Genomic DNA, 21,202 nt, shown 5'->3' on the forward strand with positions numbered 1-21,202 from the left:
TCGCAGACGCTGCCGCCGAGCCACCCAGGGCCGAGCGCAAGACGCCGGTGCCCAGCGGCCAGTCGCTGCTCGCCCAGGCCTCGTCGAGCGTGCGCGAGCGCGGCTTCGAGGCCACCCCGGCCGGCGGCGGCGAGGCGGGCGACGCCAGCCAGCGCGGCGCCCGGCAGGCCGCCGAGGCGCGCTACATCGAGGACTGGACCCGGCGCGTCGAGACCTACGGCAACCGCTTCTATCCAGCCCCGCCGGAACTCGACGGCCAGCTGCGGATCCGGGTGGTGATCGGCCGCGACGGTCAGTTGCGCGAGGCAGAGGTGATACAATCCTCCGGAGAGCCCGAACTCGACCAGTCCGCCCTCGACACCGTGCGGGGCGCCGCGCCCTATCGACCCTTCGACAGCGGCATGGGATCGCGGGACAGCCTCACCATCACGCGGGTCTGGCGGTACGGCAAAGGCAACAACTTCGGCGTGCGTTGACGCCCGGGAGGCCCATGCAAAGCTTGCGCAATCATTTCCTGCTGGCGATGCCTCATCTCGAGGACCCCCATTTCGCCGGCAGCCTGAGCTACCTGTGCGATCACGACGACAACGGCACCATGGGTGTGATCGTCAACCATCCCCTCGAGCTGACCCTCGACGCCCTGCTCGAGCAGCTCGACATCGATGCCGACGCCTGTCCCGCCCGCGACCAGCCGGTCTACTACGGCGGGCCGGTGCATCGCGACCGCGGTTTCATCCTGCACCGGGGCAGCGCCGAGCCCTGGGACTCGAGCATCCAGGTCGCCGACGACGTGGCGCTGACCACCTCCATGGACATGCTTCACGCGCTGGCCCGTGGCGAGGGCCCGGAGCGCTTCATCGTCTGCCTGGGCTGCTGCGGCTGGGAGGCCGGTCAGCTGGAAAACGAGCTCAAGGAGAATACCTGGCTGACCGTCGAGGCCCAGCCGGGGGTGATCTTCGACCTGCCCCCCGAGCAGCGCCTCAACGCGGCGGCGGGGATCCTCGGCGTCGACCTCAACCTGCTCACCGGCGAGGCGGGGCACAGTTGAGCGGCGAGCGGCTGGTGCTGGCGTTCGACTTCGGCACCCGACGCATCGGCGTGGCGGTGGGCAACGAGCTGATCCGCCGCGCCACGGCGCTGGAGCCGCTGCCGGCGCGTGACGGCATCCCCGACTGGACGGTGGTCACGCGGCTGGTCGAGGAGTGGCAGCCGGATCTGTTCGTGGTGGGCCTGCCGATCGACAACGACGGCAGCGAGACGACCATGAGCACGCGCGCGCGCAAGTTCGGCAAGCGCCTCTACGGCCGCTACGGCAAGCCCTGCGAGATGGTCGACGAGCGCGGTTCGACCCGCGAGGCCAAGAGCATCGCCCGCGAGCGGGGGCATCGCGGCAACTACCGCGAGGAGAGCGTCGACGGCCTGGCCGCGCAGCTGATCCTGGAGAGCTTCTTCGCCGCCGGCGAGGGCCTGCCGCTGCGCCCGTTGGGCTGATCATCTTCGCGACGCCGAACGCCAACGGCCGGCCCTCTGGGGCCGGCCGTTGGCGTTGTGGATGTCACTCAGAGTGTCCGGTCGTCGACGCCGAAGGTCCTGGGCACGAACCAGCCCACGTCGCGAAGGTCCCGTTCGATCAGATCCTCGACCTGAAGCAGGGTGGCGAAGATCGCCATGCGTACCGGGATGCCGTTGTCGGTCTGGCGGAAGATCGCCAGGCGCGGATCGCCGTTGAGGTCGACGTCGAGGTCGTTGGCGCCCGGCCGGCTGTCCCGCGGCAACGGGTGCATGACCACGGTGGTGGCGCTGCAGTGGCGGTCGAGGAACGCCTTGTCGACGCGGAAATCGTGCGAGACGCCGGCGAAGCTCTCCGAGAGCTCCTCGGTGAAGCGCTCCTTCTGGATGCGCGTGGTGTAGACCACGTCGAGGTCGCTGAAGTCGCTGTCGAGGCTCTCGCGCTCCTCGATGCGATGGCCGCGCGAGGCCACCAGATCGATCAGGTGGCGCGGCATCTCCAGCCCCGGCGGCGAGACCAGGGTGATGCGCAGCGGCTCGTAGAGCGACAGCAGCTTGATCAGCGAGTGCACGGTGCGCCCGTACTTGAGGTCCCCGGTGAGCAGCAGATGCGCGCCGGCCAGGTGCTTGCCGAGGCGGGTGAACTCCTTGTCGATGGTGTACAGATCGAGCAGCGCCTGGCTGGGGTGCTCGCCGGGCCCGTCGCCGCCGTTGATCACCGGCACGTTGACCGCCTCGGCGAACTCGGCCACCGAGCCCTGGTCGGGGTGGCGCATGACCAGGGCGTCGCAGTAGCCGCTCATCACCCGGCTGGTGTCGTAGAGCGACTCGCCCTTGGCCATCGACGAGAAGGTGAAACCGGTGGTGTCGCAGACGCTGCCGCCGAGCCGACAGAAGGCGGCGTTGAAGCTGACCCGCGTGCGGGTGCTGGCCTCGAAGAACAGGTTGCCGAGCACCGCGCCCTCGAGCACCCGGGTGACCTTGCGGCGACTGGCGATCGGTTCCATGCGGCCGGCAACACGCAGCAGATGATCGACCCAATCGCGGGACAGGGAGTCGACGGAAAGCAGGTGGGACGTCATCGGCGTGGCCTCGCGGTCGGCTGGCGGAAAAGTTGCCCGCTAGTGTAACGGCCACGGGCGATGTCAGCACGTCGTCGATCGCTTGTCGGCCCCGCGGGGCGCTTCTATCTTGCAGTGATCGGCAGCGCCAGCGGAGTTGGCGCAATATGCACACACAGGAGTGACTGCCATGACCGATCGCAAGCAACCGCCCCAGGAGCAGGACAAGCAACCCGGCGACGAACACGCCATGCGACCCGAGCCGGAATTCATCCGCGCCAGCTATCGCGGCACCGACAAGCTCGCCGGCAAGACGGCGATCATCACCGGTGGCGACAGCGGTATCGGCCGCGCCGTGGCGCTGCACTTCGCCCGCGAGGGCGCGGACTGCGTGCTCGCCTACCTCGACGAGGAGCACGATGCCGAGGACACCCGCGCGCTGGTCGAGGCCGAGGGGCGGCGCTGCGAGCTGATGCGCGGCGACGTCGGCGACCCCGGCTTCTGCCGCGAGGTCGTCGAGCGCGCCCGGGCGGTGTTCGGCGGTGTCAACATTCTGGTCAACAACGCCGCCGAGCAGCATGACTGGGACGACATCACCCAGATCCCCGACGAGCAGCTCACGCGCACCTTCCAGACCAACATCTTCAGCCATTTCTACCTGGCCAAGCTGGTGGTTCCGCTGATGGGCGAGGGCGATACCATCATCGCCACGTCCTCGGTCAACGCCTTCAAGGGCAACGACACGCTGATCGACTACTCGGCGACCAAGGGCGCCATCCAGGGGCTGGTACGCTCGCTGGCGCAGTCGCTGGTGGGGCGTGGCATCCGCGTCAACGCGGTGGCGCCGGGGCCGGTGTGGACGCCGCTGATCCCGGCCAGCTTCGACGAGGAGAAGGTCGCCGGCTTCGGCGGCCAGGTGCCGATGGACCGCGCCGGCCAGCCCAGCGAGATGGGGCCGGCCTACGTCTACCTGGCCAGCGAGGAATCTTCGTACATGACCGGCCAGACCCTGCACCTCAACGGCGGGGTGATCCTCAACACCTGATCGGGGAGACGGCGGCGATCAGTCCCGATCGCCGTCGTCGGGGATCTGGCCGCCGACCTGGGTGGTGATCTCGCGCGCCGCGCGGCTGACCATGCCGCCCAGTTCCGCCAGCCGCGACTCGGGAATCCGCGCCACCGGACCGGAGACCGAGATCGCCGCCAGCGGGGCGCCGTGTTCGTCGTGCAGCGAGGCGGCCACGCAGTTGAGGCCGACGGCGTGTTCCTCGCGGTCGCAGGCATAGCCCTGGCGACGGATCTCGGCCAGGCTCTCGCGCAGCCGCGCCGGGGTGTCGAGGGTGTTGGGCGTGACCCGGTTGAGGCCGCGGCTCTGCAGGATGCGCTCGACCTCCTTGTCGGGCAGCCAGGCGAGCAGTGCCTTGCCCACGCCCGAGGCGTGCAGCGGCGCCCGGGAGCCGAGCCGGGTGATCATGCGCATCATCTGCGACGACTCGCTCTGGGCGAGAAACACCGCCATGCCCTCGTCGCGGATCGCCAGGTTGGCGGTCTCGCCGCTTTCCCGGGTGAGACGGCGCAGGAAGGGCCGCGCGGTGGCCACGAAGTCGCGCGCCTCGAGGAAGGTGTTGCCGATCTGGAAGGTCTTGACGCCGATCTTCCACAGGCCCAGCTCGCCATCGTGGGTGATGAAGCCCTGCTTGTGCAGTGCCTGCAGCAGGCGGTGCGTAGTGGAGGGGGCCAGGCCGACGATCTGGGCAATGTCGGACAGCCCCAGGCCGCTCGGCGCCGCCGCCAGCCCTTCGAGGATGTTGAGGCCGCGGACCAGTGACTGGCTGTGGCCGCCGGTGCTCTTGCCGGAGCCCGCCGGACGGCCGACTGGCTTGCGTTTGCTCTCTACTGTCACGCCCCGTTCTCCGTAATCGACTCGATCTCTGGCGAACAAGGATACACACTCCCGCCAGGACTGTCCGCCGTCACGGAAACGACTTCCATTTCTCGCGCTCGGCTCGTCGGGCGGGCGTGTCAGCGGGCGACGCGGCCCTCCAGGCGCAGCCGGGCGATGCGATGGATCTGCTCGAGGGCGGTGCGCCGCTCCTCGTCGGGCGTGTGCTCCAGGCGGCGCTCGAAGGCGGCGAGGATCCGGTGGCGGTCGCTGCCCTTCACGGCCATCACGAAGGGAAAGTCGAAGCGCGCCTTGTAGGCGTCGTTGTAGCGGTGGAAGCGGGCGAATTCCTCGGGACTGCACTGGTCGAGGCCGGCACCGGCCTGCTCGCGGGTCGAGTCGTCGGTCAGCTCGCCACGCTCGGCGGCCTTGCCGGCGAGGTCCGGGTGGGCGCGGATCACCGCCAGCTGGCGTGTTTCGGGGGCGGCGTCGAGCACCGCGGCCAGCGCCTCGCTCAGCCCCGCCGGCGTGTCATGGCGCTCGTCGAGGCCGGCATCCCAGGCCTGCTCGGCGATCCACGGGGAGTGTTCGTAGACGTCGCCGTAGCGGCGGACGAAGGTCTCGCGATCCAGCGTGCTGGGGCGGGGGTCCAGAATTTCCTCGGTCATGCGGCGCTCTCCTCGACGACGATCGGCGCCTCGCCGATCCGGTGGCTGAGATTGTATGACACGATAGACTATAAACTGTATACAAAAAAATTTTGAAATGTCGTCTACTAACCGCTAAAACTGTTTTTGTGCCTGCGGCTCTCGTCGCCGCCCGACATCTTGCTCCAGGAGACCTAGCCGATGGGACGCCTTACCACACACGTCTTGGATACCGCGCGTGGTGCCCCCGGGCGCGAACTGCGCATCGAGATCTTCCGCCTCGACGGCGAGGAGCGGGTCCGCCTCGGCGAGGTGATCACCAACGACGACGGTCGCTGCGACGCACCGCTCCTCGAGGGCGAGGCCTTCACCGAAGGCGAATACGAACTGCTGTTCCACGCCGGCGACTACCTGGACGCCCATGACGCGCCCGGCACCGCGCCCCGCTTTCTCGATCGCATTCCCCTGCGCTTCGGCGTCGCCGACGCCAGCCAGCACTACCATGTGCCGCTGCTGCTCTCGCCGTTCGGGTATTCGACCTACCGCGGCAGTTGATCCGTTACCCTCTGACGACCGATAACAATGCATAACACGAGTACTGGCTGATGGAAGCGTACCTTCTCGACTTCGGAAACATGCTGCTGCGCTGGCTGCACGTCATCGCGGCGATCGCCTGGATCGGCGAATCGATCTACTTCGTCATGCTCGACAACGGGCTGCGTACCCCCAAGGCCGCCGAGGACCGTGACAAGGGCGTCTTCGGCGAGATGTGGGCGGTCCATGGCGGCGGTTTCTATCACAACCAGAAATACGCCAGCGCCCCGGCCAAGCTCCCCGAGGACCTGCACTGGTCGTTCTGGAAAGCCTATACCACCTGGCTGTCCGGGTTCGGGCTGTTCCTGCTGCTGTACATGTCCAAGCCGGACTTCTACCTGATCAACCACTCCAGCGACTGGGCCTGGGCGGCGAATCTCGCCGGCTGGCAGGCCAATCTGGTGGCGCTGGCCTTCCTGCTCGGCGGCTGGGTGGTCTACAACGAGCTGTGCAAGCGCATCAGCCCCAACATGACCCGCGACGGGATTCTCAGCCTGGCGGTGGCGGTGATGATGATCGTCGTGGCCTACCTGAGCACGCACATCTTCTCGGGGCGCGCGGCCTTCCTGCTGACCGGCGCGGTGATGGCCACCGCCATGTCGGCCAACGTGTTCTTCTGGATCATTCCCGGCCAGCGACGCATGGTCAAGGCGATGAAGGCCGGCGAGACGCCGGACCCGCTCGACGGCAAGCGCGGCAAGCAGCGTTCGGTGCACAACACCTACTTCACGCTGCCGGTGGTGTTCCTGATGCTCAGCAACCACTACTCGTTCACCTACTCGCATCCCAATGCCTGGGTGATCATGGTGCTGTTCATCTTCGCCGGGGCGCTGATCCGCCAGTTCTTCGTGCTGATGCACAGCGGCCAGATCAAGCCGGCCTATCCGGTCGCCGGCGCGGCGCTGATCCTGCTCGCGGTGTGGGTCGCCATGCCGGTGTCCTCGACGCCGTCGGCCGACGGCGAGGGTGTCGCCTCGGCCGAGGACAGCCGGGACACGGCGAGCGCCACCCCGCAAGCGTCTGACGACGTGGCGGCCGGCGGTCCGCACCGCCGGCCGGCGTGGCGTTCGACGACGCGGCGCAGATCAAGCGGCAGATGGAGCAGATCCAGCAGGTGGTGGCCAGCGGCTACATGCCGCTGGGCAACCTGACCGAGATGACCGATCAGGAACGCCAGGCGATCGCCGCCTGGGGGCAGTGACCGCGCTTCGCGCGACGCTGCCCGACCGGCAGGACGGCCCGCCTCGGCGACGAGCGCGGGCCGTCGTCGTTGGTCCCGGGGGCGAAGTCGTCGTTGCCGGCAGGTTACGTATACAATGGTTGCATCGACGAATTCTGATACGGGGATCTCGAGCATGAGCGAACGCCAGCAAGCGCCGGGCAATGCCAGCGCGGCGGCTCACGGTGAACCGGCGAAGCGCCGACGCGGCAAGAACGGCGACGGCGCGCAGCGCCACGATGCCATCTATCGCACCATCAGCGACGCGATCATCGAGCATCGCCTGCGTCCCGGTGCGCGGCTGCGCGAGGATGCCCTGGCCGAGGTGTTCGGGGTCAGCCGCACCGGAATCCGCAAGATCCTCCAGCGGCTCGCTCACGAGCACCTGGTGACGCTCACCCCGCGTCGCGGTGCCAGTGTCACCCGGCCCACCGCCGAGGAGGCGCGCGACGTGTTCGCGGCGCGCCAGATGGTCGAGTGCGGGATCATGGAGGCCGTCGCCCGGCGGATCACCGCCAATGACGTGCGCCATCTGCGTGACCTGGCCGGCCGCGAACGCCAGGCGCTCAGGGGGGGCGAGCAGAGCACCGCGATCAAGCTGTCGGCGGCATTCCACGAGTATCTGGCCCAGCTTTCCGGAAACGCCACCCTGGCGGAGTTCATCGGGCGGCTGTGTTCGCGTTCCTCGCTGATTCTCGCCGTCTACGGCTCCGCCGGGCACCTGGGCTGCGAGTCCCATGACCACGACGAGTTGATCAAACATCTCGAGGCGCGGCGCGGCGAGCGGGCCACCGCCTTCATGGGGCGCCACCTCAAGGCGATCGAGGCCTCGCTGTCGATCGAGGAGGAGCAGGAGGAGACCCCCGACCTGCGCCAGATATTCGCCCTGTGACACGGCGCGTCGCCGTCCGCGCTTCCCCGCCCAACTATGGACACCCCGCGGCACAGCGGGTAGGATACGGCGCGTCGGTGCGCATCACGCACCGGCCTTCCGCCCTTAGCTCAGCTGGATAGAGCGTTGCCCTCCGGAGGCAAAGGTCATAGGTTCGAATCCTATAGGGCGGGCCAGATACAGCAAGGGCCTGCGAGTGATCGCAGGCCCTTCTTCTTTCCCGGCTCCCTCGCCGTTTGAAGCGAACCGCTGCATGCGGATCGACCGATCCCATCCGCCCCTTGTCAGGCCTTGTCACCCAGGGCGGTGATATGTTCCGGCAAGCGATCGTGGGAGCCGTACATGAAGTGGTTCTCCATGCGCTCCGCAAATTGGGCGGCTTCCGGTTCACGCCCCACCGCCATGGCCACTTCGCGCACGTGCATCGGCGATGCCCCGCAGCATACGCCGAGGTAATTGACCCCCAGGGCATGAACGTCGCGCGCAAAGGCGCCGAGCTCGTAACGGTTGCAGAACAGCGGGTCCAGGGCGGTCGGGAAGGCGCGTCCGTGGGGCGCCGGACAGCTGCATCCCTGATTGTCGGAGAGGTTGAAGAACGTCGGCTCCTGCTCGGTGGTGCGATAGGTCACCGGCAGTGCCGCCACATGGCAGGTAACGGCGTCGCGAATCTGCTGGATCCAGGGGCGCATGGTGTCCGGCCCCCGGAAGCAGTTCAGGCCGACCACGCTGGCGCCCTGCTGCTCGAGGGCGACACAGGTTTCCACGATACCGGGGCCATCGACCATGCGGTTCTCGGCCATCGGTGCCAGGGTGACCACGGCAGGCAGCCCCTGGGCCTTGATCGCTGCCAGGGCCGCTTCGGCTTCGCCGGCATAATAGAAGGTTTCCGCGATGATGAAATCGGCGCCTTCCTCGACGGCCCATTGCACCATCTCGTCGAACATGGCGCGCACGCTCTGCTGGGCGGCCGGATCTTCCGGGTCCCAGACGTTGCTGTTGGAAATGTTGCCGGCCATCAGGTTGCCGGGTTTTTCATCGGCCACCTTGCGAGCGATCTTCAACGCAGCCCGGTTCAGTGGTTCCAGCAGTTCCTCCTTGCCGATCACCCGCATTTTTTCGCGGTGGCCGTTGTAGGTGAACGCCTGAACGACATCCGACCCCGCATGCTGGAAATCGCGATGCAGCGCTTCCAGCGCGTCCGGGCGCAACAGCGCCACTTCGGGCACGAACTCACCGGCGGAGAGATAACCGCGCCGTTCGAGCTCGAACAGAAAGCCCTCGGCACAGATCAGGGGGCCCTGGTCGAGTCGTTGGGTGATCAGGTCTTGCGTCATGGGTGAATGCCTCGGCGGTGGTGTGCGTCTTCAATCGAGGCCGCATTTTGGCAGCCCCTCGGCGTCCACCACCAATGAAGAATTTCCACCTCAAGGTGAATCTGGCTCATGTTAGCAGGAGTTTCTAGTAGGCGGGTGCATATTCCATCCGCCCAGTCGTTGCAGGTTCCCCGATGATCAGGTGGGCGACAGGCGTTATCCTTTGCGGGCCGCCAAGGATGCCAGGTCGTTCATGACGTGGGTGGAAGAGAAGCCCCAGCCAATCAAACAACGATAGTGAGAGGTTTCTAATGAGATGGCTAAAGAGGATGAAGTTGTTTGATAAACTCCTGATTGCGATAAGCTTGATAATGATTGCCTGGTTTTATATCGGCGCCGCTATCAAGATGAACTTTGCACAGAACCTGTTAGTCTTCGGAATTGGCATGCCGTTTTCGATGTGGTTGACCTCTCGAATCATGGACGGGCCGGAGTCTCGGAGAAGGAAGCGGCGAAACGGGCTGATCCCCCTTTCACCACCTGACAAAAAGCCTTCCGTGCTGTCGAAAGCGTTCAGCGACAGTAGTTATTATCTAACGCAACTGCTTTTTCTGATTATTTTTTTCCCTTTCCTATTAATCGCCTTGAAATGGCTGGATTGATAGCTCTAAACGTCGACTCGGCCTTGTCGTGGACGAGCTCAATCCGCTTCGCGAATCAGTGTGAGCAATGCCATCGCCGCGGCCGATAGCGGGTGACGTCTTCGCATGATGACGCCCAGTTCGCGATCGATGGTCGGTTCGACCAGGGGGCGGTATTCGATCCCCGTGGCGGCGATCTGGCGGAAGCTCAGCGCGGGCAGCACGCTGATTCCCACCCCGGCGGCGACCATGCGCCCCACCGTGGCGATCTGGCTGACCTCGCAGAGCATGTCGAGCGGCGAGCCGACGTCGGCCATGACCCGGTCGATATCCTGACGCGAGCTCGACAGGCGGTTGATACCGATGAAGGGATACCCGGCCAGCTGGGCCCAGGTCACGGAGGTCTGCTCCAGCAAGGGGTGGCCCAGCGGGCACACGGCGACATAGCGGTCGTTCAGGATCGCTTCGAAGGTCAGGTCGTCGGATTCCCGGGGCGGGACCGAGAATCCCAGATCGGCCCTGCCTTCCCGAACCAGTTGATTGACCTGCTCGGCCAGCACGTCGTGCAGGCTCAGATTGATCTGCGGATGCTGCTCGCGAAAGGTCGCGATGACGGTGGGCAGCAGGCCTGCGGCCAGGGTGGGCAGGGCGGCGAGGGTGACCTTGCCGCGTTTCTTCAGGAAGCGTTCGTTGAGATCGTCGAAGGCCTCCGTCCAGTCGTTGAGCAACCGAGTCGCCACGGGCAGGAAGGCCTCACCCTCCGGCGTGAGCCACAACTGGCGCGTGGTACGGGCGAACAGCTTGCCGCCCACCGCTTCCTCCAGCTTGCGAATGGCGATGCTCAACGCCGGCTGGGAGAGGTGAATGCGTTCGCTGGCTTCCGCCAGGCTGCGCGAGTGGGCGACGGCGACGAACGCCCGTAGCTGCTTGACGCTGGGATTCATTTAATAAATATAAGAAAAATTAAAAACTATTCAATGTACAAAAGAATCCGGCGCGGCGACGCTATCCGGGAGGGCGCTGGACGCTCGGCGCCAACAATAACGCCAGACAACAACAAGGGCCCGCACGAGGCCCATGGAGCCACAATGAAAACGCTACTCACCGCCATGGCGGCCAGCCTCGCCGTGCTGGCCGCATCCGCCGCCGCACACGCCGAAGAACGCCTCCTGATCGGCTCGACATCCAGCTCGTCGAGTCATTACGGCTATTTCGTGGCCGTCAATCAGATCATCAACAACCAGGTGGACGGCGTCAGCTCGTCGGTGGCGGAGACCGGGGCGACGGTCGACAACCTGCGCCGGATCAGTCGCCGGCAGATCGACCTGGGCCTGGTCACCACCAACACCGGCTATCACGCCTATAAGGGCGTGGACGATTTCGAGGGCCACGCCGTCGACAGCCGGCTGCTCTGGGTCTATACCGTCGCCCCGCAGAACGCGGTCGTCCGCGAGGATTCGGGCGTCACCGCGCTGGAAGGGCTCGAGGATGTCCGCTTCAACCCGGGCATCACCGGCTCGGCGACGGAAGCCACCACCGAAGCGGTGATGAAGACCCTCGGCATCCAGCCCGATTACGTGCGCGGCTCGACCACCGACATCGTCAGTGCCATCAAGGACGACCGTCTGGCGGGCTACGTCAAATCCGGCGTGGGGGATCGGCTCGATGGGTCGACCATGGACATCGCGACCTTCACACCGGTGCGCATCCTGTCGCTGAGCGATGACCAGGCCGCGACCCTCCGCGAGAAGATGCCGGACATCGGTGTGGTCGATATCCCGGCGGGGGCGGGCGAGGGCATCCCGGCCTACAAGACCTGGGCCTTCGGCGTCGCCGTGCATGCCCGTCCCGGGCTGGACGAAGCAACCGCCTACCGGATCGTCAAGGCCGTCATGGAAAACCCGGAGCCGCAGGCCAACGCCTTCTCCGCGGTCAAGGGTGCCGACATGCCGCGCATGACGCTCGACGTGGGCACCGTCCCGCTGCATCCCGGCGCCGCCCGCTACTACCGGGAGCAGGGGCTGGAGATTCCCGACGCCCTGCAGCCGGTCGAGTGACGTTCGGGAGCAAGACGCATGCGTGAGTCCCTGACCAAAGCCCTGGCCCTGTCGCTGGGCGGGCTGATCCTCTATACCTCGGCGACCGGGGCCTTCGACAGCCTGATCCAGCGCAGCGTCTTCCTCGCGCTGGTCCTGTTGCTGGGGCTCGCCATCTACCCGCTGGGGGCCGGCACGCGCTGGCGGCCCCTGGGGATCGCCATCGACCTGCTGCTGGCCGCCGGTGCCGTGCTGGCCTGCGGCTACATCGCCGTCAATCAGCATCAGATCCTCACCGAACTGCCGTGGGCGACGCCGTCGGACATGCTGATGACCGCGGCGCTGGTGGTGACCATTCTCGAACTGTCACGCCGCGCCATCGGCCTGATCTTCCCGCTGCTCGTCCTCGCCGGACTGGGGTATGCCTTCCTGGGCGCCTACATCCCCGGCCCCCTGGGCCACCGGGGCTTCGGGCCGGCCTTCGTCACCGAAACCCTGTTCCTCGGTGACCTGGGCATCTGGGGCATGCTGGTCGGGGTGGCGGCCACCACCATCGCCGCCTTCGTGCTGTTCGGCGGCCTGCTGCTGCACACCGGGGGCGGGCAGACGTTCATGGATCTGGCGCTACGTATCAGCGGTCGCGCCCCGGGTGGCGCGGCCAAGGTGGCCACGGTGGCATCGGGGCTGTTCGGCATGGTGAGCGGCAGTGCGGTGGCGAACGTCGCCACGACCGGCAACTTCACCATCCCGATGATGAAGCGCCTGGGCTACCCGCGGCCCTTCGCCGCCGGTGTCGAAGCGGTCGCCTCCACCGGTGGCCAGATCGCGCCGCCGATCCTGGGGGCGGCGGCCTTCATCATGGCTGAGATCCTCGGCGAGAGTTATGTGCGTATCGCCCTGGCCGCGCTGCTGCCGGCGGTATTCTTCTATCTGGGGGTCTTCCTGACCATCCACATGGTCGCGCGGCGGCGTGGCCTGCAGGTGGTGCCCGACGACGAGTTGCCGAGCTGGGCCTCGGTGCTGCGTCCCGAGCGGCTGATCCCCATCCTGGCCGCGCTGGGCGGGCTCTTCTACGGCGTGCTGTCGGGCCGTTCGATCCAGACGTCGGCCTTCTACGGCGTGCTGATGACGGTGCTCGCCTATGTCGGCTTCGCCGTGCTGGCGCATCGCGCCTGGCGCGACATCGGGGCCTGCCTGCTCGCCGGGTTGATCGACGCCGGCAAGGGCATGGTGATCATCGGCGTGTTGCTGGCCGGCGCCCAGATCCTGGTGGCGATGATCGGCATGACCGGCATCGGCGTCACCCTGGCCAGCCTGATCGTCGAGGTGGGCGGGCAATCGACGTTCCTGGTCGCCCTCATCGTGGGCGGAGTCTGCCTGATCCTGGGCATGGGCATCCCTACCACGGCCGCCTATGTGCTGGTCGCATCCGTGCTGGCGCCGGCCCTCACCGAGATCGGGATCGAACCGCTGATCGCGCATCTGTTCGTGTTCTACTTCGCCACCTTGTCGGTCATCACACCGCCGGTGTGCGTGGCCGTCTTCGTGGCCTCGGGCATCGCCCAGACCAACTGGCTCCCCGCGGCCGGCGAGTCGGTCCGCCTGGCCGCGGCCATCTACGTCATCCCCTTCCTGCTGCTGATCTATCCGGCGCTGGCCGGGTTCGGCGGCTGGACCGACATCGTCCTGGCGACCTGTCAGGGGCTGGCCTTCGTCACGGCGTTCGCCGCCTTGATGTCGCGGGTCTCCGTGACCGGGCACCGCGGACTCGACGTCATCGGCCTGGTGCTGGTCATCGCCCTGGCCCTGACGCCGGGCTGGCTGACCACGCTGGCCGCGCTCGGCGGCCTGATCGGCCTGTATCTGCGTCATCGGCGCCTGGCTCGCCGGGATGGCATGCAGCGCCTTGACCCGCGAGAGATCCCCGCCGTGAAGGAGACCCGCACATGACCTTTCTGCTGGGCAGTGGCGCCGGTTTCTCCGGTGACCGCACCGATGCGGCGGTACCGGTGGTCGCCGAGCTGATCCGCCGGGGGCAGCCCTGCGCCCTGGTCTTCGAGACGCTGGGCGAGCGGACCCTGGCCGCCGCCCACCGGGCCCTGCGCGAGTCTCCTCGGGCGGGGTTCGAGCCGCTGCTCGAGGAGTTGCTGAGCCCGGTGCTGGACGACTGTCTGGAACACGGCATCACCATCCTGGGCAACTTCGGCGCCGCCAACCCCGCGGGGGCCTGCGAGGTGGTCGCCGGGCTCGCCCGCCAGCTCGGCCGGCCCGACGTGCGCATCGGCCGGGTTCAGGGCGACGATATCCGGGCCGCGCTGGGCGATCTCGACCTGCAGCTCTGGGAGGCCGAGACCCAGGCGCTACCCGGTGCCGATCAGTTGATCTCCGCCAATGTCTATCTGGGGGCGGCGCCCTTGTGCCAGGCGCTGGAACTGGGGGCGCAGGTGGTGGTCACCGGTCGTGTCGCCGACCCCGCGCTGTTCCTGGCGCCGCTGGTGACGCATTTCGGCTGGGCCTGGGACGACTGGGATCGGCTGGCGGCCGGGATCATGGCCGGTCATCTGGGCGAGTGTGGATCCCAGGTCAGCGGCGGCTACTTCGCCGACCCGGGCGTCAAGGACGTGGCGGGGCTCGCGACCCTGGGCTACCCGATCATCGAGGTGGAGGCGGAGGGGCGCCTGGTCGTGACCAAGCCGCCGGGCACCGGCGGGGCGGTGACCGAGCAGACGGTCAAGGAACAGCTACTCTACGAAGTCCACGACCCCGGTGCCTATCTCACCCCCGATGTCGTCGTCGATCTTTCCGGCATCAGCGTCCGGCAGATCGGGCCCGACCGGGTCGAGGTCACCGGCATTCGCGGCCGGCCGGCCCCGGCACGGCTCAAGACCACGGTCTGCTACGAGGGCGGCTGGCAGGGCGAAGCGGAGATTTCCTACGCCGGGCCCAACGCGCTCGGTCGGGCACGCCTGGCGGCGCAGGTGTTGCGCGAGCGCCTGGCATTCCGGGCGCCTGCCGAGCTTCGCCAGCGGCTGGATATCATCGGCCTGGCCAGCGTCTTCGACGACGACACCGGCACGCTGCAGCAGGCGCCGGCCGCGACGGAGGGCGACTATCGGCTGCGTCTGGCGGTCGAGCATGCCGAACGGCGCTGGGTCGAGCGTGCGACCCAGGAGCTGCTGGCGCTCTACTGTGCCGGCCCCGCCGGCGGCGGTGGGGTACGCCGTCACTTCCTGCGGCGCGTGTGTACCGCCTCCTATCTCGTCAGACGCGACGATGTGGACGCCTTCGCCACCCTCTTCGAGTCCGGGAGACTGCCCCATGACACCCTCTGATATTGCCGAGCTGGTGACAGTGCCCCTGCACCGGCTGGCGCACTCCCGGGCGGGAGACAAGGGCAACCGGCTCAACCTCTCGTTGTTCGCGTACAGGCCGGAGACGTATGCCGTCCTGGTCGAACAGGTCACCGAGGCCCGGGTGCGGGAGCTGTTCGCCCATCGCGGCGTCACTCGGGTCGATCGCTACCTGGTGCCGGGGCTCGGGGGGATGAACCTGGTACTGGACGACGTCCTGCAGGGCGGAGTGAACGGCGCGCTCAACCTGGACGGGCATGGCAAGACCCTGTCGTTCCTGCTGCTGGGCATGCCGGTCAGCGTCTACCCGCACCTCCTGTAACGCGATGATCAGCGCCGCCGCGACCGGCTCATGCCGAGCGGCGGTTTCGCGCCCGGGGGCATGGCCGGCGACACCTTGTCTTGCCTTCGTTCAACATGTCTGTAATTCTGGACATATGGACGATAACGATCTGCTCGAAACCTTCGCCGCGCTCTCCCAGGCGACCCGGCTGGAGACCTTCCGCCTGCTGGTACGCCATGAGCCGGAGGGGCTGCCGGCCGGCGAGATCGCCCGTCTTTTGGGGGTTCCGCACAACACCATGTCGACCCATCTCGGCGTGCTGGCACGCTCGGGGCTGGTGGTCTCGCGCCGGGAGAGTCGGTCGGTCATCTACCGGGCCAGCCTCGGTCACATGCGGGAGGTGCTCGGCTTCCTGGTGCGCGACTGCTGTGCCGGCCGGCCCGAGCTGTGCGAGCCGCTGCTCGAGGAACTGCAGCCTGGCTGTCCATCAACAGGGGATCCGTCATGATCAGCGTGATCTATCACAACCCAGACTGCGGCACGTCGCGCAATACGCTGGCGATGATGCGCCAGTCCGGCGAGGAGCCGCATGTCATCGAGTACCTGAAGACGCCGCCTTCACGAGCGAAACTGCTCGAGCTGCTCGCGGCGATGGCCATGGCCCCGCGGGAACTGCTGCGGCGCAAGGGCACGCCCTACGACGAACTGGGTTTGGACGACCCGGCACTGAGCGATGCGCAACTGATCGACGCCATGCTGGCGAATCCGATCCTGATCAACCGCCCGATCGTGGTCACGGAGCGGGGCACGGGACTGTGCCGGCCGTCGGAAAGGGTCCTGGCGCTGCTGCCCGACCCGGTGGCCGAGTTCACCAAGGAAGACGGCGAGGTCGTGCGTGCCCCGGGAGCGGCGTCGTGAAATCGCGTCGGTGATAGCCCCGAGCCGCCATGGCCCTTACATCCGATAGCGAGACAGGGAGTCGAACATGCTGGCCTTCGCCATCTTTCTGGTCACTCTGGTGCTGGTCATCTGGCAGCCCCGCGGGCTGGGTATCGGCTGGAGCGCGCTGGGCGGCGCCGCGGTGGCGCTGGCCACCGGCGTCGTCGACTGGGCCGATGTGGGTACCGTCTGGCACATCGTCTGGGATGCCACCTTCACCTTCGTGGCGCTGATCATCATCTCCTTGATCCTCGACGAGGCCGGCTTCTTCGCCTGGGCGGCGCTGCACATCGCCCGCTGGGGCGACGGGCGGGGGCGACGGCTGTTCCCGCTGATCGTGGTGCTCGGTGCGCTGATCGCGGCGGTGTTCGCCAACGACGGCGCGGCGCTGCTGCTGACGCCGATCGTCGTCGCCATCCTGGCGCGGCTCGAGTTCAGTACCGGGGCGGCGCTGGCCTTCATCATCGCCACCGGCTTCGTCGCCGACACCACCAGCCTGCCGCTGATCATCTCCAACCTGGTCAACATCGTCAGCGCCAATTACTTCGTGATCGGCTTCGATCGTTACGCCCAGGTGATGGTCCCGGTCGATCTGGTATCGCTGGCCGCCACCCTGCTGGTACTGGGGTGGTATTTCCGTCGCGAGATCCCGCCTCGCTATGACGTCGAACGTCTGGAGGTGCCGGCGGCGGCGATTCGCGACCGCCAGGTCTTTCGTGCGGCCTTCCCCCTGCTGATCGTGCTGCTGATTGCGCTGTTCCTGACCGAGCGCTGGGCGATTCCGTTCTGCGTGATCATGGGTAGCGCGACGTTGGTGCTGATGGCCATCGCCGGGCGCTGGTTCACCCCGGGGCACGTGCACGTCGTCTCGCTCAAGCGGGTGATCAAGAACGCCCCCTGGCAGATCGTGCTGTTCTCGCTGGGCATGTATCTGGTGGTCTACGGGCTGGGCAACGCCTGGCTCACCGCCGGCGCGTCACGGGTGCTGGTATGGCTCGCCGGGCAGGGCGATCTGGTGGCGACCGTGGGGACCGGCGTGCTTTCGGCACTGCTCGCCTCGTTGATGAACAACCTGCCCTCGACGCTGGTCGGCGCCCTGGCCATCGATCAGGCGCAGGTCGCCAGCCAGACCCAGCAGTTGATGGTCTATGCCAACGTCATCGGCAATGACCTGGGGCCCAAGTTCACGCCCATCGGCAGTCTCGCCACGCTGCTCTGGTTGCACGTGCTGGCCGGCAAGGGCTATCGCATCGGCTGGGGTCAGTACATGAAGGTGGGGCTGGTCATCACTCCGCCGGTGCTGCTGGCCGCGCTGCTCGCCCTGGCGTGGTGGCTGCCGGCAATCACCCCCTGAAGCGGGTCGAAACGCGGCGCCCTTTCGGTACCTCGAGGGCGTGAAACAGGGCGTGACCCGCGGGGCACGCCGGATGGTCTGCGTCGACTGAGCGTTGACGCCGGGCGTCCTCTTATGCCCAATGAAGGATTGACGGTCGTCGCCGGCTCCCCCGAGCGTATACGGCGATCGAGTTGCCGAATTCTGGCCATCCAATATCAGTAATTGTTGATATATGTCGATCATGGGTTGCCAGGTTCGCTGATGGCCTTTTCGCGGGGTAAGGTGCCATGGACAACAAGAAAATCCCTATCGGGAAACCCAGTAGTCTGCCGAATTTTTTTCACGATGATACGCGAGACGTGCATCAGCACGCGAAATGTCTGAAAGGCTGGCGCCTGGATTTTCTCCAGATGAGCGAAGGGCCTTTCGAAGGCGAAGTCGTCCTCTTCGAGCTGGAAGGGCTCAAGATCATCAAGGACAGAATCAGCCAGTCCGTGCTCAAGAAAGGCGAGCTGGAGAACGCCTCGATCAGCTTCAGCGTGCCGTTATCGCAACCCCAATCCCCGCTCGTCTGCCAGGGAAAGACCTATCAGAAACCCGGGGTGTTGGCCCTGAGAAAAGGCGAGTTGCCGGAAATCAGGGTGCCGGCCGGCCTCGAACTGCTCTGCCTGAGCATGGACTCCCGGTCTCTGCTGGGGTTGCTGGACGGCCCCGATACCGGTATCGAGCAGTCGCTGGCCAAACCCTGTTACCTGCCCATCCCGGCGGGCTATCGAAATCTGGCCCGGCTCTTCGAACTCACGTGCCAGTCGCGATTGTTTCATGATTACCCCGCCGTTCGGCGCGAGTTGCGCGATGACTTCCTGAGTCAGCTGCTGATTTTCCTGGAACGTGGCGAAGTCGAAAAGATCACCACATCCGCGCGCAAGCGCGTCGTCGATCGGGCGCGGGAGGTCATCGCCGCCAACGAGGACGATACGCTGACCATCCTTGCACTGTGCCAGGCCATCGGGGTGAGTCGACGCAAGCTGCAGTACTGCTTCCAGGACTGTCTGGGAGTCAGTCCCGTCACCTATATCAGGCTGTACCGCCTCAATGAAGTCCATAAGTCGCTGCTGAACGCGGGGGCAACGACCCATGTTCAGGACGAGGCGGCTCGCCGAGGGTTCTACCATCTGGGGCGTTTTGCCCTGGAGTACCGGCGGCTGTTTGGGGAAAGGCCCTCGGAGACGTTGCGACGCGTCCAGGCCAATCGTGCCGAATCCGGATAACGCCGAATCGGTGCCCGTGGTTAATCTCGTGCCCAATAATCACAACGACAAGGTGCACGATGAACAAGAATCTCGCAGTATCCCTGACGCTGGCCGGCATGGCCCTTGCGGGCCCGGCCCTGGCCACCGAGGCCGGGGCGCCCACCACCGCGATGGGGGTCTTCGACTTCGGCTCCGGTTTCCTTCCCCCGGCGACGCCGCACGGCAGTGTCGGCTTTCGCACGGCCTGGTACTCCGCCGATGACCTGAAGACCGCCGACGGTTCCTCCTCGCCCAACGACTTCTCCCTCGACGTGCTCTCGATCGGGCTGTCCTATATCTACATGACGGACAAGACGTTCCTGGGGGCCCGCTACGGTTTCGGCGGCGTGGCGCCGTTTTTCGACATGGATGCCTCGTTGCGCGTCAAGGCCGGCGGGCGCACGGTGTTCGAGGACGACGCGAGCCCGTTCGCCCAGGCCGACCTGCAGATCCTGCCGGTGATGCTCGAGTGGCGGCCGCGGCCGGGCATGGGGGTCACCGCGCAATTCCAGATCCAGGCCCCGACCGGCGACTACGACGAGGATCGGCTGGTCAGCCCGGGGCTCAATCACTGGGCCTTCTCGCCGATCGTCGGCTTCAGCTACATCACCCCCGGCGGCTTCGAGTTCTCCACGCTGTCGCAACTGGATATCAACACGCGCAACCACGCCACGGATTACCGCAACGGTATCGAGTACCGCAACGAATTCGCGCTCGGTCAGCATGTCGGTGCCTGGACGCTCGGGGTGGGCGGTTACTACTACGATCAGCTCACCGACGACGACAGCCCCTCGCTGGCCGACGGCGACGGCAATCGGGCCAAGACCTGGGCCGCCGGCCCGGCGCTCAGCTATGTCGAGCCCGGCATGCCGGCCGTGTGGCTTCACGCCTATCAGGAGTTCGGCGCCGAGAACCGTGCCGAAGGCTACAACATGGCGCTCCGTGTGGCCTACAGCTTCTAGGGGGGACGCATGACAACGACGACTTCACAAAGGCAGGCCGGGACCCGCGAGGGGGCCGTGTTGCTGCTGGGCAGCAGCCTGACCATCGTCGGCTCGGTGATGGTGACCTCGGTAATCCCCAAGATGATGGCGGAGTTCGCGCCCACCAATCCGCATGCCGACCTCTGGGTGCCGCTCGCCATCACCGGGCCGGCGCTGGCGATCGCGCTGTTCGCGCCGGTGGCCGGGTGGCTGGCGGATCGTGTCGGTCGCAAGCCGATGCTGGTGGTCGCGACCCTGCTCTACGCCATTCTGGGTGCCCTGCCGGCACAGCTCGATGCGCTGATGGGCCTGGTTGCCGCGCGACTGCTGTTCGGCGTCGCCGAGGCGATGATCATGACCGGCTGCTCGACCCTGATCGCCGACTACTGGCGCGGCGAGCAACGCATGCGCTACGTCAACGGCCAGGTGATAACCATCGGCCTGGTCGGGGCGATCTTCTTCGCCGTGGGCGGCATGCTGGGCGAGGCCTCCTGGCGTACCCCCTTCTATCTCTACCTGCTGCCGCTGCTGCTGGTGCCGTTCATGCTGCGCGTGCTGTGGGAGCCGTCCCTCGAGCGTCAGCAGGCGTCCGACCAGGAGCGGGGCGAGGGCCGGGTGGACGTGGCCGCGCTGGTGGCCGGCTGCCTGCTGATCGGCGTGGGCATGGTGCTGTGCTTCGTCGTCACCATCCAGACGCCGGTGGTGCTGGTCGGCCTGGGCGTGACGTCGAGTACCCTGATCGGGCTGGGCGCGGGCTGGGCGCTGCTCGCCTCGCTGCTGGGCGCGCTGCTGTGGCCCTGGGCACGGCGGGCGCTGGGCACGCGGGGCTGCAATGTGCTGTTGCTGCTGCTGCTGGCCATCGGGCTGTGGATACTCGCCGAGGCGCCCGACTACACGACCGTGCTGCTGGCGGTGACCATCCACGGCATCGGCGCCGGCATGCTGGTGCCCAATGCCATGGCGCCGGTGATGAACGCCCTGACACCCAAGACCCGCGGCCGGGGGATGGGCCTGTTCACCGGCTGCCTTTACATCGGCCAGTTCGTCAGCCCGCTGGTGGTGGACCTGGCGGCGGGCCTCGGCGGCGATCTGACACACGCCATCCTGCTGCTCGCCGGGCTCGGGGCGCTCTACGCCCTCGGCTGGGCTGGCGCGGCCTGGTGGGGGCGCGCGCTCGTGGCCGCCTCCCGACACGACCGTTCCCCTTCCTGATCCGGAGACTCAT

General features: G+C 66.8%; 23 protein-coding genes and 1 tRNA gene. 19 read left to right on the plus strand and 5 right to left on the minus strand.

Annotated elements, in window-relative coordinates; all coding sequences use genetic code 11:
- The 3 genes from D0901_RS19505 to ruvX form a co-directional block, all read left to right on the plus strand.
- Positions 1-476 (plus strand): cell envelope integrity TolA family protein (locus D0901_RS19505; RefSeq protein ID WP_162500926.1); only part of this gene is annotated, 476 nt, incomplete at its 5' end.
- Positions 477-490: 14 nt separating this feature from the next.
- A complete protein-coding gene (locus D0901_RS19510) occupies positions 491-1,048 on the plus strand; it encodes a YqgE/AlgH family protein (RefSeq protein WP_129141972.1) in 558 nt (185 codons plus the stop codon).
- Entirely contained in the window at positions 1,045-1,491 is a 447-nt protein-coding gene (ruvX, locus tag D0901_RS19515) for a Holliday junction resolvase RuvX (RefSeq protein ID WP_129141973.1), read from the plus strand. Before D0901_RS19510 ends, ruvX begins: the two co-directional genes overlap by 4 nt.
- A gap of 68 nt (positions 1,492-1,559) precedes the next feature.
- Here ruvX and D0901_RS19520 read toward each other — a convergent pair whose 3' ends face one another.
- Complete coding sequence (locus D0901_RS19520) at positions 1,560-2,591, minus strand: aspartate carbamoyltransferase (protein WP_129141974.1); 1,032 nt, start codon at positions 2,589-2,591, stop codon at positions 1,560-1,562.
- Positions 2,592-2,760: 169 nt separating this feature from the next.
- Between D0901_RS19520 and D0901_RS19525 the strand changes: the two genes are divergently transcribed.
- A complete protein-coding gene (locus D0901_RS19525) occupies positions 2,761-3,615 on the plus strand; it encodes an SDR family oxidoreductase (RefSeq protein ID WP_129141975.1) in 855 nt (284 codons plus the stop codon).
- Between the two features lie 18 nt (positions 3,616-3,633).
- On the opposite strand, the gene D0901_RS19530 is transcribed toward D0901_RS19525, so the two are convergent.
- Positions 3,634-4,473 carry an IclR family transcriptional regulator domain-containing protein gene (locus D0901_RS19530; protein ID WP_129141976.1) on the minus strand — a complete coding sequence of 280 codons (840 nt, stop codon included), beginning with the start codon at positions 4,471-4,473 and terminating at the stop codon, positions 3,634-3,636.
- Between the two features lie 119 nt (positions 4,474-4,592).
- Positions 4,593-5,120 carry a 2-oxo-4-hydroxy-4-carboxy-5-ureidoimidazoline decarboxylase gene (gene uraD / locus D0901_RS19535; RefSeq protein WP_129141977.1) on the minus strand — a complete coding sequence of 176 codons (528 nt, stop codon included), beginning with the start codon at positions 5,118-5,120 and terminating at the stop codon, positions 4,593-4,595.
- 180 nt (positions 5,121-5,300) lie between these two features.
- On the opposite strand from uraD, the gene uraH reads away from it, so the two are divergent.
- The 4 genes from uraH to D0901_RS19555 all read left to right on the plus strand — a co-directional run bounded on the left by uraH (position 5,301) and on the right by D0901_RS19555 (position 7,980).
- Positions 5,301-5,654 (plus strand): hydroxyisourate hydrolase, encoded by a 354-nt coding sequence (gene uraH, locus D0901_RS19540; protein WP_129141978.1) that lies wholly within the window; start codon positions 5,301-5,303, stop codon positions 5,652-5,654.
- Between the two features lie 50 nt (positions 5,655-5,704).
- Positions 5,705-6,844: a urate hydroxylase PuuD gene (locus tag D0901_RS19545; protein ID WP_233440478.1), complete on the plus strand. Its 1,140-nt coding sequence runs from the start codon at positions 5,705-5,707 to the stop codon at positions 6,842-6,844.
- A gap of 204 nt (positions 6,845-7,048) precedes the next feature.
- Complete coding sequence (locus D0901_RS19550) at positions 7,049-7,804, plus strand: GntR family transcriptional regulator (protein WP_129141979.1); 756 nt, start codon at positions 7,049-7,051, stop codon at positions 7,802-7,804.
- A gap of 99 nt (positions 7,805-7,903) precedes the next feature.
- Positions 7,904-7,980: transfer RNA gene (locus tag D0901_RS19555), tRNA-Arg, on the plus strand.
- 108 nt (positions 7,981-8,088) lie between these two features.
- Here D0901_RS19555 and D0901_RS19560 read toward each other — a convergent pair.
- Positions 8,089-9,138, minus strand: coding sequence for a homocysteine S-methyltransferase family protein (locus tag D0901_RS19560; RefSeq protein ID WP_129141980.1), 1,050 nt, complete (start codon positions 9,136-9,138; stop codon positions 8,089-8,091).
- Positions 9,139-9,446: 308 nt separating this feature from the next.
- On the opposite strand from D0901_RS19560, the gene D0901_RS19565 reads away from it, so the two are divergent.
- On the plus strand, positions 9,447-9,779 hold the full coding sequence (locus tag D0901_RS19565) for a hypothetical protein (RefSeq protein WP_129141981.1): 333 nt from the start codon (positions 9,447-9,449) through the stop codon (positions 9,777-9,779).
- A 38-nt stretch (positions 9,780-9,817) separates the two neighbouring features.
- On the opposite strand, the gene D0901_RS19570 is transcribed toward D0901_RS19565, so the two are convergent.
- Positions 9,818-10,702 carry a LysR family transcriptional regulator gene (locus D0901_RS19570; protein ID WP_129141982.1) on the minus strand — a complete coding sequence of 295 codons (885 nt, stop codon included), beginning with the start codon at positions 10,700-10,702 and terminating at the stop codon, positions 9,818-9,820.
- Positions 10,703-10,846: 144 nt separating this feature from the next.
- On the opposite strand from D0901_RS19570, the gene D0901_RS19575 reads away from it, so the two are divergent.
- The 10 genes from D0901_RS19575 (at position 10,847) to D0901_RS19620 (ending at position 21,189) form a co-directional block, all read left to right on the plus strand.
- Complete coding sequence (locus tag D0901_RS19575; protein WP_129141983.1) at positions 10,847-11,815, plus strand: TAXI family TRAP transporter solute-binding subunit; 969 nt, start codon at positions 10,847-10,849, stop codon at positions 11,813-11,815.
- 18 nt (positions 11,816-11,833) lie between these two features.
- Positions 11,834-13,744 carry a TRAP transporter permease gene (locus D0901_RS19580; protein ID WP_129141984.1) on the plus strand — a complete coding sequence of 637 codons (1,911 nt, stop codon included), beginning with the start codon at positions 11,834-11,836 and terminating at the stop codon, positions 13,742-13,744.
- Entirely contained in the window at positions 13,741-15,126 is a 1,386-nt protein-coding gene (locus D0901_RS19585) for an acyclic terpene utilization AtuA family protein (protein ID WP_129141985.1), read from the plus strand. Before D0901_RS19580 ends, D0901_RS19585 begins: the two co-directional genes overlap by 4 nt.
- The gene (locus D0901_RS19590; protein WP_129141986.1) at positions 15,113-15,466 is read left to right on the plus strand and encodes an AtuA-related protein; all 354 of its coding nucleotides are present in this window, start codon (positions 15,113-15,115) and stop codon (positions 15,464-15,466) included. The genes D0901_RS19585 and D0901_RS19590 overlap by 14 nt, the downstream gene beginning before the upstream one ends.
- Before the next feature lie 115 nt (positions 15,467-15,581).
- Positions 15,582-15,935, plus strand: coding sequence for an ArsR/SmtB family transcription factor (locus tag D0901_RS19595; RefSeq protein WP_129141987.1), 354 nt, complete (start codon positions 15,582-15,584; stop codon positions 15,933-15,935).
- The gene (gene arsC / locus D0901_RS19600; protein WP_129141988.1) at positions 15,932-16,345 is read left to right on the plus strand and encodes an arsenate reductase (glutaredoxin); all 414 of its coding nucleotides are present in this window, start codon (positions 15,932-15,934) and stop codon (positions 16,343-16,345) included. Before D0901_RS19595 ends, arsC begins: the two co-directional genes overlap by 4 nt.
- A 67-nt stretch (positions 16,346-16,412) precedes the next feature.
- Entirely contained in the window at positions 16,413-17,720 is a 1,308-nt protein-coding gene (locus D0901_RS19605) for an arsenic transporter (RefSeq protein WP_129141989.1), read from the plus strand.
- Between the two features lie 269 nt (positions 17,721-17,989).
- On the plus strand, positions 17,990-18,973 hold the full coding sequence (locus D0901_RS19610; protein ID WP_129141990.1) for a helix-turn-helix domain-containing protein: 984 nt from the start codon (positions 17,990-17,992) through the stop codon (positions 18,971-18,973).
- A 59-nt stretch (positions 18,974-19,032) separates the two neighbouring features.
- On the plus strand, positions 19,033-19,956 hold the full coding sequence (locus D0901_RS19615) for a SphA family protein (RefSeq protein WP_129141991.1): 924 nt from the start codon (positions 19,033-19,035) through the stop codon (positions 19,954-19,956).
- Between the two features lie 9 nt (positions 19,957-19,965).
- The gene (locus D0901_RS19620; protein ID WP_129141992.1) at positions 19,966-21,189 is read left to right on the plus strand and encodes an MFS transporter; all 1,224 of its coding nucleotides are present in this window, start codon (positions 19,966-19,968) and stop codon (positions 21,187-21,189) included.
- Positions 21,190-21,202 lie beyond the last annotated feature (13 nt).

This window comes from Modicisalibacter coralii (assembly GCF_004117855.1).
Classification (GTDB): domain Bacteria; phylum Pseudomonadota; class Gammaproteobacteria; order Pseudomonadales; family Halomonadaceae; genus Modicisalibacter; species Modicisalibacter coralii.